This window comes from Comamonas sp. CAH-2, from assembly GCF_009668305.1.
GTDB classification, from domain to species: domain Bacteria; phylum Pseudomonadota; class Gammaproteobacteria; order Burkholderiales; family Burkholderiaceae_C; genus Comamonas; species Comamonas aquatica.
In genome coordinates, this window is sequence record NZ_VSWF01000003.1 from 141,937 (window position 1) to 164,305 (window position 22,369).

Genomic DNA, 22,369 nt, shown 5'->3' on the forward strand with positions numbered 1-22,369 from the left:
TGGTGCAAAAAGGTTGGCTCACTCGGCGTAGCGGCCCGCATGCTCGGCGCGGATGCGCTTCTTGTCGAGCTTGCCGACGCTGGTCTTGGGGATGGCTTCGACAAACAGAACTTGGTCTGGCAACTGCCACTTGGCGAAGGCGCTGGTCAGGTGTTCCTGCAATTGCTCCTGAGTCGCCTGCTGGCCGGGCCTCAGCACCACCAGGGCCAGCGGCCGTTCCTGCCACTTCGCATGGGGAATGCCGACCACCGCGGCGTCGCGCACGGCCGGGTGGCCCATGAGCAGGTTTTCCATGTCGATGGAAGAAATCCATTCACCACCGCTCTTGATCACGTCCTTGATGCGGTCGGTGACTTTGAGGTAGCCGTTCTCGTCCACCGTGCCGACATCGCCCGAGCGCCACCATCCGCCCTCCAGGAAGCGGTCTCCGGAATCGGGCATGTCGTGGTAGCTGGCCGTTATCCAGGGGCCGCGCAGGCAGATCTCGCCTGCCGACTGTCCGTCGTGTGGCAAGTCCTTGTCGTTGGCATCGAGGATGCGGATGTCTACCCCGGTCAGAACCAGGCCCTGCTTGCGCTTGAGGTTCCACCGCTCGTCCTGGGTCAGGCGCTTCTTGAGCGTGGACTTGAGGCGGTTCATCGTCACCAACGTTGTGGCTTCGGTGGCGCCGTAGGCATGCACCACCTCGGCACCCGTGAGGTCGTAGAAACCGATCATCATCGACAGCGGCGGCTCGGTGGCGCCAGACAGCATGCGCATGCGGCTGAAGTCCGGCTTGACCGGCATCGTCTCGATGTACTGCAGCATGGGCTGGAAGATGGCCGGTGCGCCATTGGCGATGGTCACGCCCTCGGCGATCATGGCATCGACCAGCGGCTTGGTGTCTTCGGCAACGTAGCGGCCCGGCAGCACGATCTTGTCGGCGAGCAGCGTGGCGGCCTGCGGCAGGCCCCAGCATTGCCCGTGGAACATGGGCGTGATGAGCATGACGCAGTCGTCCAGCGTCATGCCCAGATTGGTGGCCATGGCCGTGGAGTGCAGGTAGATGCCGCGGTGCGAGTAGTACACGCCCTTGGGCTTGCCCGTGGTGCCGGTGGTGTAGCAGGCGCTGTAGGCCGAGGTTTCGTCGATCTCGGGCCAGTCGATCTTCGTGTCGGCGGCGGCCAGCAGGTCTTCGTAGTGCAGCAGCGGTTTCAGCGTGGTCTTGATCTGGTCCAGCGGCTTGTCGGTCATGACGATCCAGCCCTTGATCTGGGGCGAATTCGCCGCGATGGATTCGGCAATGGGCAGCAATGTTTCGTCCACGCAAACGTAGGACACCTCGCTGTGGCCAACCACGTAACCCAGATCCTCGGCGCCCAGGCGCAAGTTCATCTGCAGCATGACCGCGGCCAGGCCGGGAATGGACCAGTACAGCTCGAAGTGGCGTCGGCTGTTCCAGTCCAGGATGCCGACCCGGTCGCCCGGCTCGACGCCGAGAGCGCGCAGTGCATTGGCGCTGCGGCAGACGCGCGCGTAGCAATCGGCATAGGTGTAGCGATCCCAGCCGCCATCGGGTGTGCGGTAGACGATCTCCTGGTCCCCGTGGGTGCGCGCAGCGTGCCGGATCAGCGTTGTGGTGTTCAGTTGGCGCTCGTTGCCCGTGGTGGACGGGCAGCCGCGGACAGGCTTGGTGGGCTGGATGGTGTCGGTCATGTGCTTGTCTCCTAGGTAGTTGTGTCGAGTGCCTGGAACCGTGGGGCCGGGGCCGCTTCGATGGCGCCGGATGGGGTGATCTGGTAAATGCCCCGTGCTGCGTTATGCGGATGCCGCACCGCCTCGGCGAGGCTGAGCACGGGCGCAAAGCAGGCGTCGCTGCCTTCGAGCAGCGCGCACCAGTGCGCCCTGGGTTGGCTGCGGATAAAGGCTGCGATCCGCTCTTTCAGCGCTGGCCACGTCGCCGCGTCGTACTGCTCGGCGGGGTTCACGTCAGCAAGGCCCAGCTTCGACAGCAGAAGCGCGTGGAACGCTGGCTCCACTGCTGCGAGGCTGATGAAGCCGCCGTCAGCGCAAGCGTATACGTCATAGAACGGCGAATCGTGAAACGGGCTCGGCTGCGCGCCGTCAATTTGCCCATTGGCGCGAATCCAATGCACCAGCGTGCCCAGCATGGCCACGATGTCAATGATCGCGGCGTCCACGACCCGGCCGCGGCCGGTGGCGCGCGCATCGACCAGCGCGCAGGCGACGCCGAAGGCCATGCCCAGCGCCCCGGCCCCATCCCCGAGTACCGAGGGCGGCACGATGGGCGCCTGCCCCCTGTGCGCCGACAGCGACAGCAGGCCTGTCAGCGCGACGTAGTTCAGGTCGTGGCCTGCGGCCTGGGCGAGCGGGCCGTCCTGGCCCCAGCCCGTCATCCGGCCGTAAACCAGCCGTGGATTGCGCGCCGCGCATTCAGCGGGGCCGAAGCCCAGCCGTTCCATCACACCGGGGCGAAAGCCTTCGATCAGGGCGTCGGCCTGGGCAATCAGCTCCAGTGCGCGCGCTTTGCCACCGGGCGACTTCAGGTCGATGACCTCGACCGTCTTGCCGCGATGCAGCGGGTTCTCTACCGCTCCACCCAGACGCTGCGCCCCAGCAGCCTGCTCGGCCCGTGTCAGCGCGATTACCTCGGCGCCCATGTCGGCCAGCATCCTGGCGGCCAGAGGGCCTGGACCGATGCCCTCGAACTCCACCACGCGGACGCCGTGCAGCGGCATCTGCAGCGTGTGCAACGTGTGCGGCATGTTCACAGCTTCCTCGAAACCAGATCTTTCAGGACCTCGTTGGCGCCGCCATAGATCTTCTGCACTCGCGAAGCGGCATACATCCGCGCGATCGGGTACTCGGCCATGTAGCCGTAGCCGCCGAACAATTGGAGGCACTCGTCCACCACTCGGCACTGCTGCTCGGTGCACCACCACTTGGCCATGTAGGCGGCCTCGTTATCCAGCGTGCCGTCCAGCAGGCGCTGGGTGCAGTCGTTGACGAAGCTGCGAACCACATGCGCGGTAGTGGCCACCTCGGCCAGTTTCTGGCGCGTGAGCTGCATGTCGAAGAGGGGCGCGCCGAAGGCCTTGCGCTGCTTCGTGTACTCCACCGTGACGGCCAGCGCCTGCTCGATAGTGGCGGCCGCCGGCACGGCAATGAGCATGCGCTCGTAGGGCAACGCGCCCATCAACTGCCCGAAGCCCTGGCCTTCGACCTCGCCCAGCAGTTGGTCGGCCGGCACGCACACGCCGTCGAAGAACAACTCCGCCGTGTCCGAGGCCTGCATGCCGATCTTCTCCAGTAGTCGGCCAACGCGAAAGCCGGGCAGATTCTCGGTTTCCAGCACGAACAGCGACACCCCCTTGCTGCCCGCACCGCTGGTGCGCGCCGCGACGATCAACAGGTTGCCGGTGAAGCCGTTGGTGATGAAGGTCTTGGCGCCGTCGATCACGTAGTGGTCGCCGTCGCGCCGGGCACGGGTGGAGATGGCCTTCAGATCCGAGCCGCATCCCGGCTCGGTCATCGCGATGGCGGCCAGCATCTCGCCGTTCGTCACCTTGGGCAGCCAGCGCTGCTTTTGCGCTTCCGTGCCGAAGTCCAGGATGTAATGCGAAGCGATGGTGTGCACCGCGATATTGACCGGCATCTCGGCCTTGGCCAGTTCGTCCTGCACCACCAGCTGGTAGGCGAGGCTGGCGCCGGCACCACCATAGGTCTCGGGCATCTCGGGCAGCAGAAAGCTCATCTCGCCGAACGGACGCCAGACCTCGCGCGGGATGTAGCCCTGGCGGCGCCATTCGTCGAGCCGGGGCGTGAATTCGGCGGCAACGTAGCGGCGGACCTGCTCGCGAAAGGCGTCGATCTCGCCGTCCATCCAGGCGTGGCGATACAGCTGTGGCAGCATGAGCGTGTCTCCTTGTATGCTGGTTTCTGAACCCGCACCGGGCGTTCCGCACAGCGTCACTGCCGAAGTGTTTTAGGGGATGCGACAATCGTAGTAATTGGCCCCTGCGAGGGCTATAACGGATTGCCTCAATCAACTGACAAATAACTTCTTTCGGCCCATGCGACCGGCATTGGCCTCTTCGATCACACGCCATGCTGCAACCCGTCTTCACCGTTCCCATCTTTGCCGTGCATGGCCTGCTGGACGGTGCGCGCGGCAAGGGGCTGGCCACGCCAGAATGGCTGGAGGGCGTGCTGGGGCGCGCGGGCGTTAGCGAATCGCTGCTGGAGTTGGAGGAGTCGCGCGTGACCGTGGAGCAGTTCAACGCGCTGTTCATCGCCGTCAAGGACAGTCTGAACGACGAGTGCCTGGGCTACCTGCATGGGCGGCCGATGCGCCCGGGCAGCGTTGCACTGATGGTGCGCAGCGCGTTCAGCGCACATTCATTGTCGTTCGCCCTGCGGCGCCTGGGTGAATCCTTTGCCCTGCTGCAGGACGACGTGGGGCTGGTGCCGGTGACCGAGGGTACGCTGGGGGGCATCGCGCTGGAGATGCGCGGTGGCCCGGGCGCGCATGCCGACTTCCTGCACGCACATCTGCTGCGCGTGTTCTGGCGCCTGCTGGTGTGGCTGCACGGCGGCCGGCTGGTGCCGCAGCGATTCGACTTCAATTTTGCGCCGCCGCTCCATGCGATGAGCTACGGGCGCATCTTTTCCGGCACGCTGTGCTTCGGGCAGCCGCGCACGGCCGCCTGGTTCGACGCCGATGCCTTTAAACAGCCGGTGCGGCGCGATCGGGACGCGCTGCAGTCCTTCCTGCGCGCCACGCCGGGCAACGTGGTGGGGCCTTACCTGAACGAGCGCAGCGCCAGCGCGCGGGTCCGCATGGTGCTGCAGCGGGCCAGCCCGGAATGGCCCGACCTGGTCGTCACCGCGCAGCGCCTGCACTTGTCGGTGAGCACGTTGCAACGGCACCTGGCCTCCGAGGGCACTTCCTTCCAGGCGCTAAAGGACCAGTTGCGGCGCGACATGGCGATCGTGCGCCTGACCAGCAGCGAAGCCTCGCTCGTCGCCATCGCCGCCGACCTGGGCTTCACCGACAGCACCGCCTTCCAGCGCGCCTTCAAGGTCTGGACCGGCAGCGCGCCGGGAGCCTACCGTGCCCGCTCGCGCAGCAGGTAGAACCCTACATAGAGGCATTCGACGGATTCCGGCTCGGCCACGAGGCTGTAGCCGGCCACCGAGAAGATCGGTGCCTTCATAGCTGCCGGGGCCCTGGCCTACCTCGAGCGAGGCTCTCGTGCGCTCAAGAGACTGTTTGCCGCCGTTGGGGCAGTTGCACCGACGGCAGCGCAGCGACAGGCTGTGCCAGGAAGCAGACGTTTTCCATCAGCCTATCGAGGTCATTCGTCATTGCCACCTGTCGGGGCTGACCCTAAGCTAAAAATGATCTCGCACAGCATAAGAGTGATGGCCGTGCGCCATTTGAAGCGGCATTGCCAGAATGTAAACCAAGCATCATGACCGACGCAGCCCCGGCACTCTCGTATCCGTTCTCGGATCTCCCGCTCCCTGGCCAGGCCACGGAAATCAAGCCAGGTGTGCTGTGGCTGCGCATGCCGCTGCCGTTTTCCCTGGATCACATCAACCTCTGGGCATTGAGCGACGGTCCTGGTTGGGCGGTCGTGGACACGGGAATTCGTAGCGTGGACGTAATGAACGCGTGGCTCGCCTTGCTCGCTCCGCGGGGGCCGTTAGCCGGCCGTCCCGTCTCCCGTGTGATGGTGACGCACATGCACCCGGATCATGTGGGCATGGCGGGATGGTTGACACGTCGCTTTGAATGCGCGCTGTGGATGACACGAGACGAGTATTTGAGCTGCCGGGTGATGCTTGCCGATACGGGGAGGGAAGCGCCAGTCGATGGCGTTCACTTCTATCGGAGGGCCGGATGGAGCGACACTGAGGTGGATGAGTACCGCACCCGGTTCGGTGACTTCGGCAATATGATCCATCCTTTGCCTGACAGCTTTGTGCGGCTCACGGATGGTCAGTTGTTGCGGATCGGGGATCAGGAATGGGAGGTCATCGTCGGCACAGGACATTCCCCCGAGCACGCGTGCTTCTACTCCCGCGAACTGGATTTGCTGATATCGGGGGATCAGGTTCTTCCCAGGATCAGTTCCAATACCTCCGTGTACGCCACCGAGCCGCATGCTAATCCTCTGCAGGGCTGGTTCGATTCCATCGACCGGTTGCTGCAACGCGTACCTGGGAGCGCCCTGGTTCTGCCTGCCCACAACGAACCTTTCCATGGCCTGCACCTACGGTTGGAGCAACTACGTGCGAGCGCCATGAGAGGCACAGACCGCGTCAGGCAACAACTTGCGCAGCCTTTGAGGGTCATCGACCTAGTTCGCGCCCTGTACCGTTCGTCCATTGTTGCGGAGCAAATGCACCTCAACCTCGCGACCGGAGAGACGCTCGCCCACCTGAACTATCTCGACCAGCGTGGGGAAATCGTGTCTGCAAAGGACGAAGACGGTGCAATGCGCTATCGGCTCGCCTGATGCACTAATTTGCCCTCAAGGATATAGAAGCAACCCAATCAAGCCCTGTCATTGACTGGGTTCTTTACTGGTGTGTTTCGAGAGCAATGGGTTCTTGCACCAGCGCGTCGTGTACGGCCTCCAGATCTTTGAACACCGTGTTGGCGAACGAGTCCTGGCGCGGCACCTTTCACAGATGCTCGACCGGATTCAGCTCAAGGCTGTAGGGTGGCAGAAACTCTTGGCTCATATTCTGTGGCACATCCAAGTGACCCGCGATGTGCCAACCCGCTTGATCCATGACCATGATGATGAACTCGACGACATGGCGTCGCGCCATCTCTGCCAGGAACACCGGCATTGTCTCAGCGTTAGCCCAGGGCGGCTCCAGAGAGTCCATCACGCCATCGTGCGTGCTAACGGCAGCGAAGGCGTACAGGTACTGGCGTTGCAGGCGTGCGCCGACGATGGGGCGTGAGCCCCTGGGCACCCAACCCTGCCGGGGTGTTCCCAGCAGGTCGAAGTGCCCTTCGTGCTGGAACACCAGCCGCACGCGGCGAGCATATTCAGCTTGACGCTTGACCTCTTGGTGCACTTGAACAGACTCTCAGAAAGGGGCCGTTTGTCATTCGATCGGGGCGCTTCGTCATCGCGGCTCGCAGCACCGGCACCTAGGATTCCTTGTGTGCGCTGGACGACATGTAGCGGAGCGGCGATGACCGCCGCCCCACGATCCAGAGCCTAACTCAAAGGAGACAAACACGTGTGCCAAATCGACATGCAGAAGCTCGCCGACGACGCTCGCTTCAACCGCTTTCATGCCAAGGTGCTTCTGTGGTGCCTGTTGATTCTCATCATCGACGGCTATGACATCGCCGTGATGGGCATCGCCCTGCCGTCCATCATGCAGCAGATGGGCGTGAACGCATCGACTGCCGGTTTCATGGCCAGTTCGGCCCTGTTCGGCATGATGTTCGGCGCCATGGTTCTGGGCACGCTGTCCGACCGGATTGGTCGGCGCTGGGCCCTCTCCATTGGCGTCATGCTGTTCAGCGTGTTCACCGCGGCCGCCGGATTCACCAAGGATCCCATCAGCTTCAGCGTGGTGCGCTTCATCGCGGGCCTGGGGATTGGCGGTGTGCTGCCGGTCATCGTGGCACAGATGGTCGAGTACTCGCCCAAGAAGATCCGCAGCCTGATGACGGCGCTGATGACTTCGGGCTACGCACTGGGCGGCATCCTGGCCGCGGTATTGGGCAAGCAACTGATCGGCGAGTACGGCTGGCAGGCCGTGTTCATCGCGGCGGGGGTGCCCGTGCTGCTAGTTCCGTTCATCCTGAAGTTGGTGCCGGAGTCCATGACCTACCTGATCTCTCAACGTCGCAACGGCGAGCTCGCCGAAGTGGCACGCCATCTCCAGCCGGGGGGCAAGCACCCGGCGGACGCGCAGTTCGTCGTGCCCGCTGCCGACCGCGTGGCGGGTGCGCCGGTTGCCCGCCTGTTCCAGGACGGGCGGGGCCTGAGCACGATGCTGTTCTGGGTGGCCTTCTTCTCGGGTCTGTTCATGGTCTATGCGCTCAGCAGCTGGCTGACCAAGCTGATGGCGATGGCTGGCTACAGCCTGGGGTCTGCACTCAGCTTCGTGATCGCGCTGAACGTTGGCGCCATCATCGGTGCCGTGGGCGGCGGATGGCTCGCCGACAAGTTCAACATCAAGTGGGTGCTGGTGGCGATGTATGCGCTGGGCGGCGTGCTGCTGTACCTGATGACGTTCCAGACCTCGACCGAGCTGCGTTATCTGATCATCGGCGCGGTCGGCGCCTGCACCACCGGCGCGCAATTGGTGGCCTATGCCTACTGCGGGCAGTTTTACCCGATGTCCATCCGCTCGACCGGCATCGGCATGGCCTCCGGCGTGGGGCGCCTGGGCGCGATCGTGGCGCCGCTGCTAATCGGCCAGATCGTTGCGCTTGAGCTGCCGCTGGAGCAGAACTTCCTGGTGATCGGGGCTTTCGGAATCATCGGCTCGATCGCTCTGGCGTTCATCAGGCATGGCGGCCCGGCGTCGGTGGGCCCGCAAGAGGCTGCACGCGAGTTGCGCCCGTCGCAACAGACGCCGCAAAACGCCTGATCGTAGCCATCAAGGAAATTCGCTGTGTCTGTCTACATAGCCCCCCTGCGCGAAATGCTGTTCGCCATGAAAGAGGTCGGCGGCCTGGACGCGATCTGCGCCCAGCCCGACCATGAAGAAACCACGCCCGACCTGGTCGAGGCCATCCTGCAGGAGGCGGCTAATTACGCCGCTGGCGTGCTGGATCCGCTCAACCGCCCCGGCGACGTGCAGGGCGCGCGCTGGCACGATGGTCGGGTCACGCCCGCCGACGGCTTTCGCGAAGCCTGGGCCAGCTTCTGCGAGAACGGCTGGAACGGCATGCCCGCTGCCACCGAATGGGGCGGCCAGGGCCTGCCCACGCTGGTCTCCACCGCCGTGCTGGAGATGTGGAAGTCGTCCAACCTCGCGTTCAGCCTGTGCCAGATGCTCACGCTGGGCGCGGTGGAGGCCATTGCGCACCATGGCAGCGACGCACTCCAGCGCCGCTTCCTGGCACCCATGGTCGAGGGCCGCTGGACGGGCACCATGAACCTCACCGAGCCCCAGGCCGGCTCTGACCTGGCCGCGCTGCGCAGCCGTGCCGTACACGAGGGCGACCACTACCGCGTCAGCGGCAACAAGATCTTCATCACCTGGGGCGAGCACGACATGGCCGAGAACATCGTGCACCTGGTGCTGGCGCGCCTACCCGATGCGCCACCGGGGGTGAAAGGCATCTCGCTGTTCCTTTGCCCGAAGTACCTGGTCAACGACGATGGCACCCTGGGCGAACGCAACGACTTGGCCTGCACGTCGATTGAGCACAAGATGGGCATCCACGGCAGCCCCACGGCGTCGATGAGTTTTGGCGACAGCGGCGGCGCTATCGGCTACCTGGTCGGCGAGCCGCACCAGGGGCTGGCCTGCATGTTCACCATGATGAACCACGCGCGGCTGAACGTTGGCCTGGAAGGCGTGGGCATTTCCGAGCGCGCCTACCAGCGCGCACGCGCCTATGCGCTGGAGCGGGTGCAGGGCAAGCCGCTGATCAGCGGCAGCACCGCCATCGCAGGCCACCCGGACGTGCGGCGCATGCTGATGGACATGAAGGCCCGCACCGAGGCCATGCGCGCGCTGGCCTACTTCTGCGCCGGTCAGATGGACCGCGCCGCGGGCCACGCCGATGCGCAGGAGCGCGCGCAGGCGCAGGCCCTGGTCGGCCTGCTGATACCGGTGGTCAAAGGCTGGTGTACCGACAGCGCGCAGGGCATCACGTCCGACGGCGTGCAGGTGCATGGCGGCATGGGCTACGTCGAGGAAACCGGCGCCTCCCAGCACATGCGCGACGCGCGCATCACGACCATCTACGAAGGCACCACGGGCATCCAGGCCAACGACCTGATCGGCCGCAAGCTGGCACGCGAGGGCGGGCGCACGCTGAAGGCGCTGCTGGGCCGCATCGACGGCGATGCGCGCCGGTTGGTCGAATCGCCCGATGCAGTGCTGGCGCAGATCGGCCGCGCGTTGGCAGCCGCTGCCCAGGCGCTGGACGAAGCGGTCGACTGGCTGCTGGCCCACGACGGTCAACCCGCGCAGTGCGCGGCGGGCGCCGTGCCCTTCCTGCGGCTGGCGGGCACCGTGATCGGCGGCTGGCTGTCGGCGCGCATGGCCGAAGCCGCTACCGCGCAACTCGCGGCGGGCGCGGGCGATGCGGGCTTTCTCGGTACCAAGCGCGCCACAGCCAGCCATTACGCGGCGCATGTCCTGGTGCAGGCGCCGATGCTGCGCGACATCGTCACGGGCGGCGCCGCCAGCACGCTGGCCCTGGCGGACGATCAACTCTGAATGATCCTGAAAGGAAACCCTCCCATGAAAATCCTGGTTCCCGTCAAGCGGGTGGTTGACTACAACGTCAAGGTCCGCGTCAAGAGCGATGGCAGCGGCGTGGACATCGCCAATGTCAAGATGAGCATGAACCCCTTCGACGAGATTGCCGTCGAAGAGGCTGTGCGGCTCAGGGAGAAAGGCGCGGCAACGGAGATCGTCGCCGTCTCGTGCGGCGTGTCTCAATGCCAGGAGACGCTGCGCACCGCCATGGCCATCGGTGCCGACCGCGGCATCCTAGTCGAGACCAATGAAGAACTGCAGCCGCTGGCCGTGGCTAAGCTGCTCAAGGCCCTGATCGACAAGGAACAGCCCGGCCTCGTGATCCTGGGCAAGCAGGCCATCGACGACGACTGCAACCAGACCGGCCAGATGCTGGCGGCGCTGGCCGGTCTACCGCAAGCCACCTTCGCCTCCAAGGTCGAGCTCGCCGGCGACAAGGCAGCCGTGACCCGCGAAGTGGACGGCGGCCTGGAAACCCTTAGCCTCACGCTGCCCGCGGTCATCACCGCCGACCTGCGTCTGAACGAACCGCGCTACGTCACCTTGCCCAACATCATGAAGGCCAAGAAAAAGCCGCTGGACACCATCAAGCCCGAAGACCTCGGCGTTCAAGTCGCCACGCGCCTGAAGACCCTGAAGGTGACCGAACCCGCCAAGCGCGGCGCCGGCGTGAAGGTGGCTGACGTGGCCGCCCTGGTCGAAAAACTCAAGAACGAAGCGAAGGTGATCTAAATGTCGGTACTCGTTATTGCTGAACACGACAACGCATCCATCAAGGGCGCAACCCTGAACACCGTGACGGCTGCAGCCGCTTGCGGTGGCGACGTGCACGTGCTGGTGGCCGGCCACAATGTCGGCGCTGCCGCACAAGCCGCCGCCCAGATCGCCGGTGTCGCCAAGGTCATCCACGCCGACGCCGCAGGCTTGGCCCACGGCCTGGCCGAGAACGTGGCCGCCCAGGTGCTGGCCATCGCCGGCAACTACAGCCACATCCTGTTCCCGGCCACGGCCGGCGGCAAGAACGTGGCCCCCCGCGTGGCCGCCAAGCTCGACGTCGCCCAGATCAGCGACATCACCAAGGTGGTGAGCGCCGACACCTTCGAACGCCCCATCTACGCCGGCAATGCCATCGCCACCGTGCAAAGCAGCGACGCCACCAAAGTCATCACCGTGCGCACCACCGGCTTCGACGCCGCCGCCGCCACCGGAGGCTCGGCCGCCGTCGAAACCACCGCAGCAGCAGCAGACGCCGGCAAGAGCAGCTTCGTGGGCAGCGAAATCGCCAAGAGCGACCGCCCCGAACTCACCGCCGCCAAGATCATCGTCTCGGGCGGCCGGGCGCTGGGGAGCAAGGAAAAGTTCGACGAAGTCATGACCCCGCTGGCCGACAAGCTGGGCGCGGCCATTGGCGCCAGCCGGGCGGCGGTGGACGCGGGCTACGCCCCCAACGACCTGCAAGTGGGGCAGACGGGCAAGATCGTGGCGCCGCAGCTGTACGTGGCCGCCGGCATCTCGGGCGCCATCCAGCACCTGGCGGGGATGAAGGACTCCAAGGTGATCGTGGCGATCAACAAGGACCCGGAGGCGCCGATCTTCAGCGTGGCCGACTACGGGCTGGAGGCGGACCTGTTCGCGGCTGTGCCGGAACTCGTCAAGGCCTTTTAACTTGGATGAGATACACCATGGAGCTTCGGCATTTGCGTTGCTTTATAGCGGTGGCCGAAGAACTTCACTTTGGCCGCGCAGCGGAAAAGCTGCACATCGATCAGTCCCCTTTGTCGCGCACCATCAAGGAGATAGAGGAAGAGCTCGGGGCGCAACTGTTCACGCGAACCACGCGAAGCACCCGCCTGACCTTTGCCGGAATGGCATTCCTGGAGCGGGTGCCGCGAATCTTCGAAGCTCTGAAACAGGCGTGTGACGGCGTCAAGTCCGCCGCCAGTGGGTTTCAGGGACAGTTGCGCATCGCTTTGTCCGATGGCATCACGCCCTCGCGAATGCCGACGCTGCTGGCACGGTGCCGAGAGGAAGATCCAGAGATTGACATTCGGTTATTTGAGGTGCCGTTGGACCAACAGATCAAGGGTCTGCACGATGACCTGTATGACGTCGGCTTTTCGATGGCCGAAGAGGTGGGCGACGGCATTGTGGTCAGGCCTGCGTGGGAAGACGAGCTGATGGTGGCGGTCCCAGCTCGCCATCCTGTGCTGGCCCACAAGCACGTTCCGTTGGAAGAAGTGCTGCGCTATCCGCTGGCGCTATGCGATCCGGCGATATGCGAAGGCCATGCACGCCAAGTTGATCGCGTTTTGCAGCGCTACGAGCAACAGCCACTGATCGCCCAGCGCGTGGCGTCCTATGAGGTGATGATGACCTTAGTCTCCGCCGGATTGGCACTTGGTTTGGCGGGCGCCGCGCACATTGCATCCGGCCGTGGGCCAGGTGTTGTGGCCCGGCGCTTGGCGGGCAAGTCGCAGATGCTGGCCACGTATCTGCTGCACCGTGACGTGGAGCCCTCCGAAATGCTGGCTCGGTTCATCGCACGAGTGGACTCCATTGATTCGGCGGATGGCTCCAGCGCCGCCGAGGACTCCTGATCCACCTGCTGAAAGGACCCAAGCCATGCCCCGATTCCTGTCGCTGCTGATGGCCGCTGCACTGACAGCCTCCTGTGGGCCATCCCAACCGACGGAAACCGTGGACTTCCTCGTGGCCCATCCTGAGCGTCTCAAGGAAGTCCAGCGCCTGTGCAAGGAAGAGCGCGCGAAGGCCGGCGAAGAACTCTGCCGACGTGCCGCCGAGGCCGCGAATCGCCGCTTCTTCGGTGATCGGCCGGAGCAGAAGCCTCAATAGGGCACCCCTCCGTCGCGGCGCCGCGACGAAGGTCTCACTGTTACCTCATCACGCCGCAGCGCGCTCGCGCATGCGGCATTTTTATTGTCTTCGCCACAGCAATAAGTCTGGCTCTTTTGGCCTGAATCCCCGCCACAACGGTCTTTGACCGACCTGCACGCTCGCCTTGATCCTCGGCACTACGGCACGTTCCTGTGCCGTAGTGGGAGGTTGACCAATGCAAGGAACGAACGTGCTGTTCGGTCAGATTGCCGTTGTCTTCGGCATCGTGATCGCTGGCGTATGGAGCGCTACGCAATGGACGGCCGCCGCCCTGGGCTACCAGCTACGCCTGGGCTCGCCGTGGTTCGATTTCTTCGGCACGCCGGTCTATCACCCCTGGCGCCTGTTCGAGTGGTGGTTCTTCTTCGACGCCTACGCGCCGCATGTCTTTGACGTGGGCGGTGCCATTGCCGCAGGCAGCGGCCTGATCGCGGTGGTGGTTGCCATCGGCATGTCGATCTGGCGCTCGCGCCAGTCCAAGCTGGTCACGACCTACGGGACGGCTCGCTGGGCCAACGCGGAGGACATTTGCAAGGCGGGGCTTGACCAGCCTGCGGGCGTGTTCCTCGGCCAGCATCGCCAGCAGTACCTGCGACATGAAGGCCCAGAGCATGTTCTGACCTTCGCGCCTACCCGCTCGGGCAAAGGCGTGGGCCTGGTGGTTCCCACCTTGTTGAGCTGGCCTGCATCGGCCGTCATTCACGACATCAAGGGCGAGAACTGGAGCATCACCGCCGGCTGGCGCTCGCGCTTCTCGCATTGCCTGCTGTTCAACCCGACCGATGCGAAGTCGTCGGCCTACAACCCACTGCTGGAGGTGAGGCGCGGCGCGCACGAAGTGCGCGACGTGCAGAACATCGCAGACATTCTGGTCGATCCCGAAGGAGCACTGGAGCGGCGCAACCATTGGGAAAAGACTAGCCACGCGCTACTTGTCGGCGCCATCCTCCATGTGCTCTATGCGGGCGAAGACAAGACGCTGCGCGGCGTCGCCAACTTCCTCTCCGACCCGGCCAGCCCGTTCGAGCTGACCTTGCACCGGATGATGACCACGCCGCACCTCGGCGATGGGCCGCATCCGGTCGTCGCATCGGCGGCGCGTGAAGTCCTCAACAAGAGCGACAACGAACGCTCCGGCGTGCTGTCCACGGCCATGTCGTTCCTTGGCCTGTACCGCGATCCCACGGTGGCCGAAGTCACCTCACGCTGCGACTGGCGCATCGCTGACCTGATCGCGGCCGAGCATCCGGTATCGCTGTATCTGGTGGTGCCGCCTTCGGACATATCGCGGACGAAGCCGCTCATTCGCCTGATCCTCAACCAGATCGGGCGGCGCCTCACCGAATCGCTCGATGGCTCCGATGGGATCGAGCGCCGCCACAAGCTGCTGCTGATGCTCGATGAGTTCCCTGCGTTGGGGCGCCTGGACTTCTTCGAGACGGCGCTGGCCTTCATGGCCGGCTACGGTATCCGCAGCTTCCTCATCGCCCAGTCGCTCAATCAGATTGACAAAGCCTACGGCCAGAACCATTCGATCCTGGACAACTGCCATGTCCGGGTGACGTTCGCCACCAACGACGAGCGCACCGCCAAGCGCATCTCCGAAACGCTGGGCACCGCGACCGAGCTGCGCGCGCAGCGCAACTACGCCGGCCACCGGCTCGCGCCATGGCTCGGGCATCTGATGGTGTCGCGCCAGGAGACGGCACGTCCGCTGCTCACGCCGGGCGAGGTAATGCAGCTTCCGCCCGACGAGGCCGTGGTGATGGTGTCCAGCGTGGCGCCCATCAAGGCCAAGAAGCTGCGCTACTACGCGGACAGCAATTTCAAGCGGCGCGTGCTTCCGCCGCCGGTGCTTGCAACCCTGTCCATGCAGGGGCGCTATGCCGATGTGCCACCGGAACGCACCGACGACTGGAGCGGGCTGGCGATTCCCGCCATGCCGGTCGCACCGACGGCCGACGCCGCCGATGGGCTGGAGAACCTGGGTTCGGCCGACGACAGCGGCCCACGCCGCCAGCCCGAACTTTCCGAAGCCGTCACCTACGACCCCGACCTGGTTGCGCCCGCAGCCGACCTCGGGCTGCTCGATGACGACGACATGCCGCATCCCCTTCCTCGCCAGCTCGATCCGGCCCTGCAGCGCACGGCCCGGCTGGCTTCCCTCGACCCTGACGACGGAATCGACCTATGACCCAACACCGCCTCAATGTGTTCATCCAGCCGGAGCACAGCAAGCGGCTCGATGAACTGGCCGCCAAGAAGGGCGTGTCCAAGTCCAGCATCGTCGCGGCGGCCCTGGCCTCCTGGCTGTCGCCCGATGCGGCCGACCAGCGCGAGGCGGCAATTGCCAAGCGGCTGGACCGCCTGTCGCGCCACGCCGAGCGCCTGGAGCGCGACCAGAACATTGCCATCGAAACATTGGCGCTGTTCATCCGCTATTTCCTCACGGTGAGCACACCCGTGCCCGAGGCCCATCAGGATGCCGCTCGCGCCCAGGGCAAGGCCCGCTTCGAGCAGTTCGTCGAACAGCTCGGACGGCATTTGCTGCGCGGGCGCAGCCTGGTGCGGGATGTGGTGGAGGAACTGCACACCGATCCGACGCGACCGGAGGGCGCTGCGGCCGTCGCGGATGCCCAGGAGCGTGCCTTATGAGCGCCGTTCCTTCCTCCTTCACGGCCACCTCGCTGGATCGCCGCATCCAGATGCTGCGCACGGCCATGGGGCCGCTGATCGCTGCCGCGCTCGAAGACCCAGACGTGGTGGAAATCATGCTCAACCCCGACCGCACGCTCTGGGTGGATCGGCTGTCCACGGGCCGCGCGCCGATGGGCGTGGAGCTGTCCGAGGCCGATGGCGAACGCATCATCCGCCTCGTTGCAGCTCACGTTGGCGCGGAAGTTCATCGGGGCCAGCCGTTGTTGACGGCAGAGCTGCCCGAGACGGGCGAACGCTTCGAGGGCATCCTGCCGCCCGCCGCGCCGGGGCCGGCCTTCGCCTTGCGCAAGCGCGCCTTTGGCGTGATCCCACTGTCGCGCTACATCGAGGACGGAATGATGACCGCCGCGCAGGCGGGCCTGCTGGTGCGCGCCGTGCGCGAGCGCCAGAACATCCTGATCGCAGGCGGCACCAGCACGGGCAAGACCACGCTCGCCAATGCCTTGCTCGCCGAGATTGCCGCTACCGGTGACCGCGTGCTGGTGCTTGAAGACACGGTGGAGCTGCAATGCGCGGCGCGCGATCACGTACCGCTGCGCACGCGCCAGGGCGTGGTGTCGATGACCGAGCTGGTGCGCTCTTCCATGCGCCTGCGCCCGGATCGCGTGATCGTTGGCGAAGTGCGTGGTGCCGAGGCGCTGGATCTCATCAAGGTATGGGGCACGGGCCACCCCGGCGGCATCGCCACCATCCACGCCGGCTCCGCGCTGGGCGCGCTGCTGCGCCTGGAGCAACTGATTCTCGAAGTGGCGGAGAACCCGCCCCGTGCGCTGATCGCGGAAGCGGTCAACGTGGTCATCCACATCGCCGGGCGCGGACGCAAGCGCCGCATCGAGAGCATCGCCCGCGTCGTCGGCTTCGATGGCGCGGGCTACCAACTGGCGGATGCGCTGGAGGCTCCATTCCCGGAGCTGCTGTCGCAGTCCGACCTTTCTTCCCTGTCCCTTGACCAACCTGGAGAACTGCCATGACGCAGATGATCGTTCCTGCTTTCCGTATTTCTGCAAACCCGCTTGCCCTGCGCTGCCGTCCCGCGCGGCTGGATGGCTTGGCACGCCCAGCCCTGCAGGGCCTGATGCTCGCGGCGCTGACGCTGCTGCTCGCAGGCACCGCGCAGGCCGCCGGTTCCTCGATGCCTTGGGAGGGGCCGCTGCAATCCATCCTGGAGTCGATCCAGGGTCCGGTGGCCCGGATCATCGCGGTCATCATCATCATCGCCACGGGCCTGGCGCTGGCCTTCGGCGATGCCTCGGGCGGTTTTCGCAAGCTGATCCAGATCGTCTTCGGTCTGTCGATCGCGTTTGCCGCGTCCTCGTTCTTCCTGTCGTTCTTCAGCTTCTCGGGCGGGGCTGTCGTATGAGCGCGGCCCACGATGGCGTGCAGGGGTTCGCTCCGGGGTTCGAAGTGCCACTGCACCGCTCGCTGACCGAGCCGATCCTGCTGGGCGGCGCGCCGCGCACGGTGGCGATTGCCAATGGCACCTTGGCCGCGGCCGTGGGCTTGGGCCTGCAACTGTGGATTCCGGGCGTGGTGCTCTGGATCGCCGGCCATGCGCTGGCGGTCTGGGGCGCGCGTGTCGATCCGCAGTTCATGCAAGTCTTCGCGCGCCATATCAAGCACCGGCCGCTGCTGGACGTGTAGGGGCAAAGGGAGATATCGCATGCTGAACCTTGCCGAATACCGCCAGCGCCCGGCCTTGCTGGCTGACTGGCTGCCTTGGGCCGGGCTGATCGCTCCGGGCGTCGTGCTGAACAAGGATGGCTCCTTCCAGCGCACGGCGCGCTTTCGGGGGCCAGACCTCGACAGTGCCACGCAGGGCGAGCTGATCTCTACGTCAGCACGGTTGAACAACGCGCTGCGCAGGCTGGGTTCGGGCTGGGCCTTGTTCATCGAAGCCGAGCGCCGGCCCGCCGCCAACTACCCGCACTCGGAGTTTCCCGAGCCGCTGTCCTGGCTGGTGGACGAAGAGCGACGGGCAGCCTTCGAGGACTCCGGCAACCATTTCGAGAGCGGCTATCACCTCACGCTGGTGTATCTACCGCCCGAGGAGGCCCGCGCCCGTGCGGTCGGAATGCTGTACGAGAACCGTCCGACCGAGGGCGTGGACTGGCGTGAGCGCCTGACCGCGTTCGTCGCGGAGACGGATCGGATTTTCGACCTGCTCGATGGTGTGATGCCGGAGATTGCGTGGCTCGATGACAGCCAGACGCTGACCTACCTGCACTCGACTATTTCCACGCGGCGCTACCGCGTGGGCGTGCCAGAGGTGCCATTCCACCTCGATGCCTTGCTGGCCGATTCCGCGCTGATCGGCGGACTGGCACCGATGCTGGGCGACCAGCACCTGCGCGTGGCGACGGTGCGGGGATTTCCGACTTCGACTTGGCCGGGGATTCTGGATGACCTCAACCGTCTCAGCTTTGCGTACCGCTGGAGTACGCGCTTTCTCTGCCTCGACAAAGCCGATGCGGAAAAAGAGCTTTCCCGCCTACGCCGCCAGTGGTTCGCCAAGCGCAAAAACGTGATCGCGCTGCTGCGCGAGACGATCTTCCAGCAGGAAAGCCCGCTGGTCGATACCGACGCCAGCAACAAGGCCACCGATGCTGATGCCGCCTTGCAAGAGCTGGGCAGCGATCAAGTGGCCTTCGGCTACGTGACGGCGACCGTCACAGTCATGGACGCGGATGCCGCCGTGGCCGACGAGAAGCTGCGCAGGGTGGAGCGCGTCATCCAGGGGCGTGGCTTCGTCACCATCCCCGAAACGCTCAACGCCGTGGATGCGTGGCTGTCGTCCATTCCGGGCCATGCCTACGCCAACGTCCGCGAGCCCATCGTCTCGACGCTGAACCTGGCGCACCTGATGCCGGTGTCGGCGGTATGGGCCGGGCCGGAGAAGAACGCGCATCTCGACGGCCCGCCGCTGATCGTCACGCGCACTGAGGGCGCGACGCCGTTCCGGCTGGTTACGCACATCGGCGACGTGGGCCACACGCTGGTGGCTGGGCCAACCGGTATGGGCAAGTCCGTGCTGCTCGCCACTTTGGCGATGCAGTTTCGGCGCTATCGCGGCTCGCGCATCTTCGCCTTCGACATGGGGCGCTCGATGCGCGCCACGATCCTGGGCCTGGGCGGCGAGCACTACGACCTTGGGCTGGATGGCGAGATCGCTTTCCAACCACTCGCGCGCATCGACCGCGAGGGCTACCGCACCTGGGCGGCTGAATGGATCGAAGGCCGTTTGCGGCATGAGGGCGTGGCCGTCGGCCCCGAGGAGAAGGTGGCCATTTGGTCGGCGCTGGGAAGCCTGGCCGGAGCTCCGGTGGAGCAGCGCACGATGACGGGCCTTTCCGTACTGTTGCAATCGAACGCGCTGCGGCAGGCGCTCGCGCCCTATGTGCTCGGCGGCGCCCACGGCAAGCTGCTGGACGCGGATTCGGATCGACTGGGCTCCGGCTCCGTGCAGTGCTTTGAGATGGAAGAGCTGATGCACAACAAGGCCGCCGTCATGGCCGTGCTGCATTACCTCTTTGCACGGTTCGATGAACGCTTTGACGGCGCACCGACGCTGCTGATCCTCGATGAAGCGTGGCTGTTCCTCGATGACCCGGTGTTCGCGGCGCGCATCCGCCAATGGCTCAAGACGCTGCGCAAGAAGAACGTGAGCGTCATCTTCGCCACGCAGAGTCTGGCGGACATCAAGGATTCGAGCATCGCGCCCGCAATCATCGAGAGCTGCGCGAGCCGCATCTTTCTGCCGAACCCGCAGGCGACCGAGCCGCAGATTCGCACCATCTACGAGGGCTTCGGCCTCAACAGGCGGCAAATCGAGATCGTCGCCACGGCGCAGCCCAAGCGCGACTACTACTACCAATCGCGCCTGGGCAATCGCCTGTTCGACCTCGACCTGGGAACCGCGACGCTGGCCTTTGCGGGCGCATCCACGCCGCAAGACCAGCGCGACATCGACGCGGTGCTCGCTGCCGCCAGCACCTCCACGCCTTCCGCTTCCACCCCGTTCGCAGCCGCCTGGCTGCGCCACTGCAGCCTCGATTGGGCGGCCGATCTGCTGCGCGATTTCCCCGGCCCCGCGCCGGGTGCCGCCCCCATCCCCAGCCATCCCCAGGAGAACCTGCCATGAAAACCCATACCCACAAGCTCGCCGCGCTGACCACCGCCTGCGTGCTCGCCTTCGGCATCGCGCAGCCCGCGCATGCACTGTTCGGCGTCGGCGACATCGTGTTCGATCCGACCAATCTGGTGCAGAACACGCTCACCGCCGTTCGCACGCTGGAGCAGATCAACAACCAGATCCGCCAGCTTCAGAACGAAGCGCAGATGCTCATCAACCAGGCGCGCAACCTGGCCAGCCTGCCGTCCAGCGTGGTGGGCCAGCTGCGCGCCAACCTAGCGACCACCCAGCGGCTCATCGCCCAGGCCAAGGGCATGGCCTACGACGTGGCGAACATGGACCAGATGTTCCAGCGTCTGTACCCCGAGCAGTACGCCGCCACCGTCAGCGGCAATCAGATGTACCGCGACGCGCAGGAGCGCTGGAAGAACACGCTCACTGGCCTGCAGACCACCATGCAGATGCAGGCCCAGGCGTCGCAGAACCTCAGCGATGACGAGGGCGTGCTGGCCGACCTCGTGGGCAAGAGCCAGTCCGCCGTGGGCGCTCTCCAGGCGATGCAGGCCATGAACCAGCTGCTAGCCCTGCAGGCCAAGCAGTCGATCCAGACGCAGCGGTTGCAGATCACGCAGGACCGCGCGGCCTCGCTGGAGCTGGCGCGGCAGGCCGCCGCCGTGGAGCGGGGCCGCGAAGTCACGCGCCGCTTCCTGGGGTCAGGCACGCCGTACACACCGCAGCCCGTCGATTTCTACAGCCGCTGACGAGGCCGGGCCATGAATGACGTATCGGTCATTGATCGTTTCCTCGACACCTTTTCGCGCTACATCGACTCGGGCTTCGGCCTGCTGCACGGCGAGGTGGCATTCCTCACGGCCACGCTGATCGTCATCGACATGACGCTCGCCGGGCTGTTCTGGGCGATGGGCCATGCCACCGGCCAGGGCGAGGACGTAATCGCCAAGCTCATCCGCAAGGTGCTGTACGTCGGTGCCTTCGCCTACATCATCGGCAACTTCAACACCCTGGCGGGCATCCTGTTCCGGTCTTTTGCCGGACTGGGCCTGACGGCCAGCGGCTCGACCTTGAGCATGGGCAACTTCCTGCAACCGGGACGGCTGGCCAAGGCCGGTATCGACGCGGCGGCGCCCATCCTCGACCAGATCCGGGAGATGGCGGGCTTCCCAGAGGTCTTCATCCACATCGCGCCCATCGTCGTGCTGTTCCTCGCGTGGCTGGTGGTCATCGTCAGCTTCTTCGTGCTGGCGGTGCAGCTTTTTGTCACGCTGATCGAGTTCAAGCTGACCACGCTGGCGGGCTTCGTGCTGGTGCCGTTCGCCCTCTGGAACAAGACTGCGTTCCTCGCCGAGAAGGTCTTGGGCAACGCGGTGTCCTCAGGCATCAAGGTACTGGTGCTTGCCGTCATCGTGGGCATCGGCTCGGGGCTGTTCGCCGAATTCCGGATACCGCCGGGCTCCGAGCCCTCCATCGACCAGGCACTGGTCATCATGCTGGCTTCGCTGTCACTGCTGGCCCTGGGCATCTTCGGTCCGGGCATTGCGACGGGCTTGGTATCGGGCGGCCCGCAGCTCGGCGCTGGCGCGATGGCCGGTGCTGCCGTTGGGGCGGCCGGCGCCGCCGTCGCGGTCGGCGCAGCGGCCTCTGGCGTCGGCAGCGCCGTGGCGGCTGGGGCGCGCATGGCACCCGCCGCCGCGAGGATGGCTGGGGACGGGGCCCGCTCGATGGCATCGACCGCCGGCAGCGCCCGGTCGGCGTACCAGGCAGGTTCCGCCCCGGCCGGTGGCAGCCTCAAGGGTGCCCCCGCCGGCGTGGGCAACGTGGCCAAGACCGGTGCGCAGGCCGCCGGACAGAAGGTGGCCGACGGAGCGCGCTCGATGAAGGAGCGTGTCGCTGCTTCCTTCCGACCCGATGACGCCGGATCGGCATCGGGGGCAGCTGCTGGGACGCAGAGCACCAGCGAAGCCGCCGCACGACCTCCATCCACCGAGCAGCCGGCCTGGGCCAAGCGCCTGCATCGCAGGCAGCAACTCACCCATGCCGCGACCACCGCCGCCCACACGCTGCGTGGCGGCGATGGCGGCAGCTCCAGCCAGGGCCCAAGCCTTCGCGATTCCGATTCATAAGGAG

20 protein-coding genes are annotated in these 22,369 nt (G+C 65.6%); 16 read left to right on the forward strand and 4 right to left on the reverse strand.

Annotated features, from left to right (window positions below):
* Nucleotides 1-18: 18 nt before the first annotated feature.
* Genes FYM52_RS03890 through FYM52_RS03900 form a run of 3 tightly spaced genes read right to left on the reverse strand, consistent with a single transcriptional unit; the run spans nucleotide 19 to nucleotide 3,913 of the window.
* The gene (locus tag FYM52_RS03890) at nucleotides 19-1,695 is read right to left on the reverse strand and encodes a long-chain fatty acid--CoA ligase (protein WP_154163149.1); all 1,677 of its coding nucleotides are present in this window, start codon (nucleotides 1,693-1,695) and stop codon (nucleotides 19-21) included.
* 11 nt (nucleotides 1,696-1,706) lie between these two features.
* On the reverse strand, nucleotides 1,707-2,765 hold the full coding sequence (locus FYM52_RS03895; RefSeq protein ID WP_154163150.1) for a CaiB/BaiF CoA-transferase family protein: 1,059 nt from the start codon (nucleotides 2,763-2,765) through the stop codon (nucleotides 1,707-1,709).
* Between the two features lie 2 nt (nucleotides 2,766-2,767).
* Nucleotides 2,768-3,913 carry an acyl-CoA dehydrogenase family protein gene (locus FYM52_RS03900; RefSeq protein WP_154163151.1) on the reverse strand — a complete coding sequence of 382 codons (1,146 nt, stop codon included), beginning with the start codon at nucleotides 3,911-3,913 and terminating at the stop codon, nucleotides 2,768-2,770.
* Between the two features lie 194 nt (nucleotides 3,914-4,107).
* Between FYM52_RS03900 and FYM52_RS03905 the strand changes: the two genes are divergently transcribed.
* Entirely contained in the window at nucleotides 4,108-5,136 is a 1,029-nt protein-coding gene (locus FYM52_RS03905) for an AraC family transcriptional regulator (protein ID WP_154163152.1), read from the forward strand.
* Between the two features lie 338 nt (nucleotides 5,137-5,474).
* Nucleotides 5,475-6,524, forward strand: coding sequence for an MBL fold metallo-hydrolase (locus tag FYM52_RS03910; protein WP_179954930.1), 1,050 nt, complete (start codon nucleotides 5,475-5,477; stop codon nucleotides 6,522-6,524).
* Between the two features lie 169 nt (nucleotides 6,525-6,693).
* Here FYM52_RS03910 and FYM52_RS03915 read toward each other — a convergent pair whose 3' ends face one another.
* Nucleotides 6,694-7,098, reverse strand: a complete 405-nt coding sequence (locus tag FYM52_RS03915; protein ID WP_154163153.1) for a transposase — start codon at nucleotides 7,096-7,098, stop codon at nucleotides 6,694-6,696.
* A gap of 168 nt (nucleotides 7,099-7,266) precedes the next feature.
* Here FYM52_RS03915 and FYM52_RS03920 point away from each other — a divergent pair, with 168 nt between their 5' ends.
* The 14 genes from FYM52_RS03920 (at nucleotide 7,267) to trbL (ending at nucleotide 22,365) form a co-directional block, all read left to right on the forward strand.
* Entirely contained in the window at nucleotides 7,267-8,634 is a 1,368-nt protein-coding gene (locus FYM52_RS03920; RefSeq protein WP_162524646.1) for an MFS transporter, read from the forward strand.
* A 24-nt stretch (nucleotides 8,635-8,658) separates the two neighbouring features.
* Complete coding sequence (locus FYM52_RS03925; RefSeq protein ID WP_043373373.1) at nucleotides 8,659-10,440, forward strand: acyl-CoA dehydrogenase; 1,782 nt, start codon at nucleotides 8,659-8,661, stop codon at nucleotides 10,438-10,440.
* A gap of 24 nt (nucleotides 10,441-10,464) precedes the next feature.
* The gene (locus FYM52_RS03930; RefSeq protein WP_154163154.1) at nucleotides 10,465-11,214 is read left to right on the forward strand and encodes an electron transfer flavoprotein subunit beta/FixA family protein; all 750 of its coding nucleotides are present in this window, start codon (nucleotides 10,465-10,467) and stop codon (nucleotides 11,212-11,214) included.
* The gene (locus FYM52_RS03935) at nucleotides 11,215-12,147 is read left to right on the forward strand and encodes an electron transfer flavoprotein subunit alpha/FixB family protein (RefSeq protein WP_154163155.1); all 933 of its coding nucleotides are present in this window, start codon (nucleotides 11,215-11,217) and stop codon (nucleotides 12,145-12,147) included. It begins immediately after the preceding gene.
* Between the two features lie 17 nt (nucleotides 12,148-12,164).
* Nucleotides 12,165-13,079, forward strand: coding sequence for a LysR family transcriptional regulator (locus tag FYM52_RS03940; protein ID WP_027015136.1), 915 nt, complete (start codon nucleotides 12,165-12,167; stop codon nucleotides 13,077-13,079).
* A gap of 25 nt (nucleotides 13,080-13,104) precedes the next feature.
* The gene (locus FYM52_RS03945) at nucleotides 13,105-13,335 is read left to right on the forward strand and encodes an EexN family lipoprotein (RefSeq protein WP_027015135.1); all 231 of its coding nucleotides are present in this window, start codon (nucleotides 13,105-13,107) and stop codon (nucleotides 13,333-13,335) included.
* A 217-nt stretch (nucleotides 13,336-13,552) separates the two neighbouring features.
* Nucleotides 13,553-15,571 (forward strand): conjugal transfer protein TraG, encoded by a 2,019-nt coding sequence (locus FYM52_RS03950; RefSeq protein ID WP_154163156.1) that lies wholly within the window; start codon nucleotides 13,553-13,555, stop codon nucleotides 15,569-15,571.
* Entirely contained in the window at nucleotides 15,568-16,032 is a 465-nt protein-coding gene (locus FYM52_RS03955; RefSeq protein ID WP_012436232.1) for a CopG family transcriptional regulator, read from the forward strand. The genes FYM52_RS03950 and FYM52_RS03955 overlap by 4 nt, the downstream gene beginning before the upstream one ends.
* The gene (gene trbB / locus FYM52_RS03960) at nucleotides 16,029-17,066 is read left to right on the forward strand and encodes a P-type conjugative transfer ATPase TrbB (protein ID WP_027015133.1); all 1,038 of its coding nucleotides are present in this window, start codon (nucleotides 16,029-16,031) and stop codon (nucleotides 17,064-17,066) included. Before FYM52_RS03955 ends, trbB begins: the two co-directional genes overlap by 4 nt.
* The gene (locus FYM52_RS03965; RefSeq protein ID WP_154163157.1) at nucleotides 17,063-17,455 is read left to right on the forward strand and encodes a TrbC/VirB2 family protein; all 393 of its coding nucleotides are present in this window, start codon (nucleotides 17,063-17,065) and stop codon (nucleotides 17,453-17,455) included. Before trbB ends, FYM52_RS03965 begins: the two co-directional genes overlap by 4 nt.
* The gene (locus FYM52_RS03970) at nucleotides 17,452-17,736 is read left to right on the forward strand and encodes a VirB3 family type IV secretion system protein (RefSeq protein ID WP_154163158.1); all 285 of its coding nucleotides are present in this window, start codon (nucleotides 17,452-17,454) and stop codon (nucleotides 17,734-17,736) included. The genes FYM52_RS03965 and FYM52_RS03970 overlap by 4 nt, the downstream gene beginning before the upstream one ends.
* A gap of 19 nt (nucleotides 17,737-17,755) precedes the next feature.
* Entirely contained in the window at nucleotides 17,756-20,233 is a 2,478-nt protein-coding gene (gene trbE, locus FYM52_RS03975) for a conjugal transfer protein TrbE (protein ID WP_154163159.1), read from the forward strand.
* Nucleotides 20,230-20,985: a P-type conjugative transfer protein TrbJ gene (gene trbJ / locus FYM52_RS03980; protein WP_154163160.1), complete on the forward strand. Its 756-nt coding sequence runs from the start codon at nucleotides 20,230-20,232 to the stop codon at nucleotides 20,983-20,985. The genes trbE and trbJ overlap by 4 nt, the downstream gene beginning before the upstream one ends.
* A gap of 12 nt (nucleotides 20,986-20,997) precedes the next feature.
* Nucleotides 20,998-22,365: a P-type conjugative transfer protein TrbL gene (gene trbL / locus FYM52_RS03985; protein WP_027015128.1), complete on the forward strand. Its 1,368-nt coding sequence runs from the start codon at nucleotides 20,998-21,000 to the stop codon at nucleotides 22,363-22,365.
* The last annotated feature ends 4 nt before the right edge of the window (nucleotides 22,366-22,369 follow it).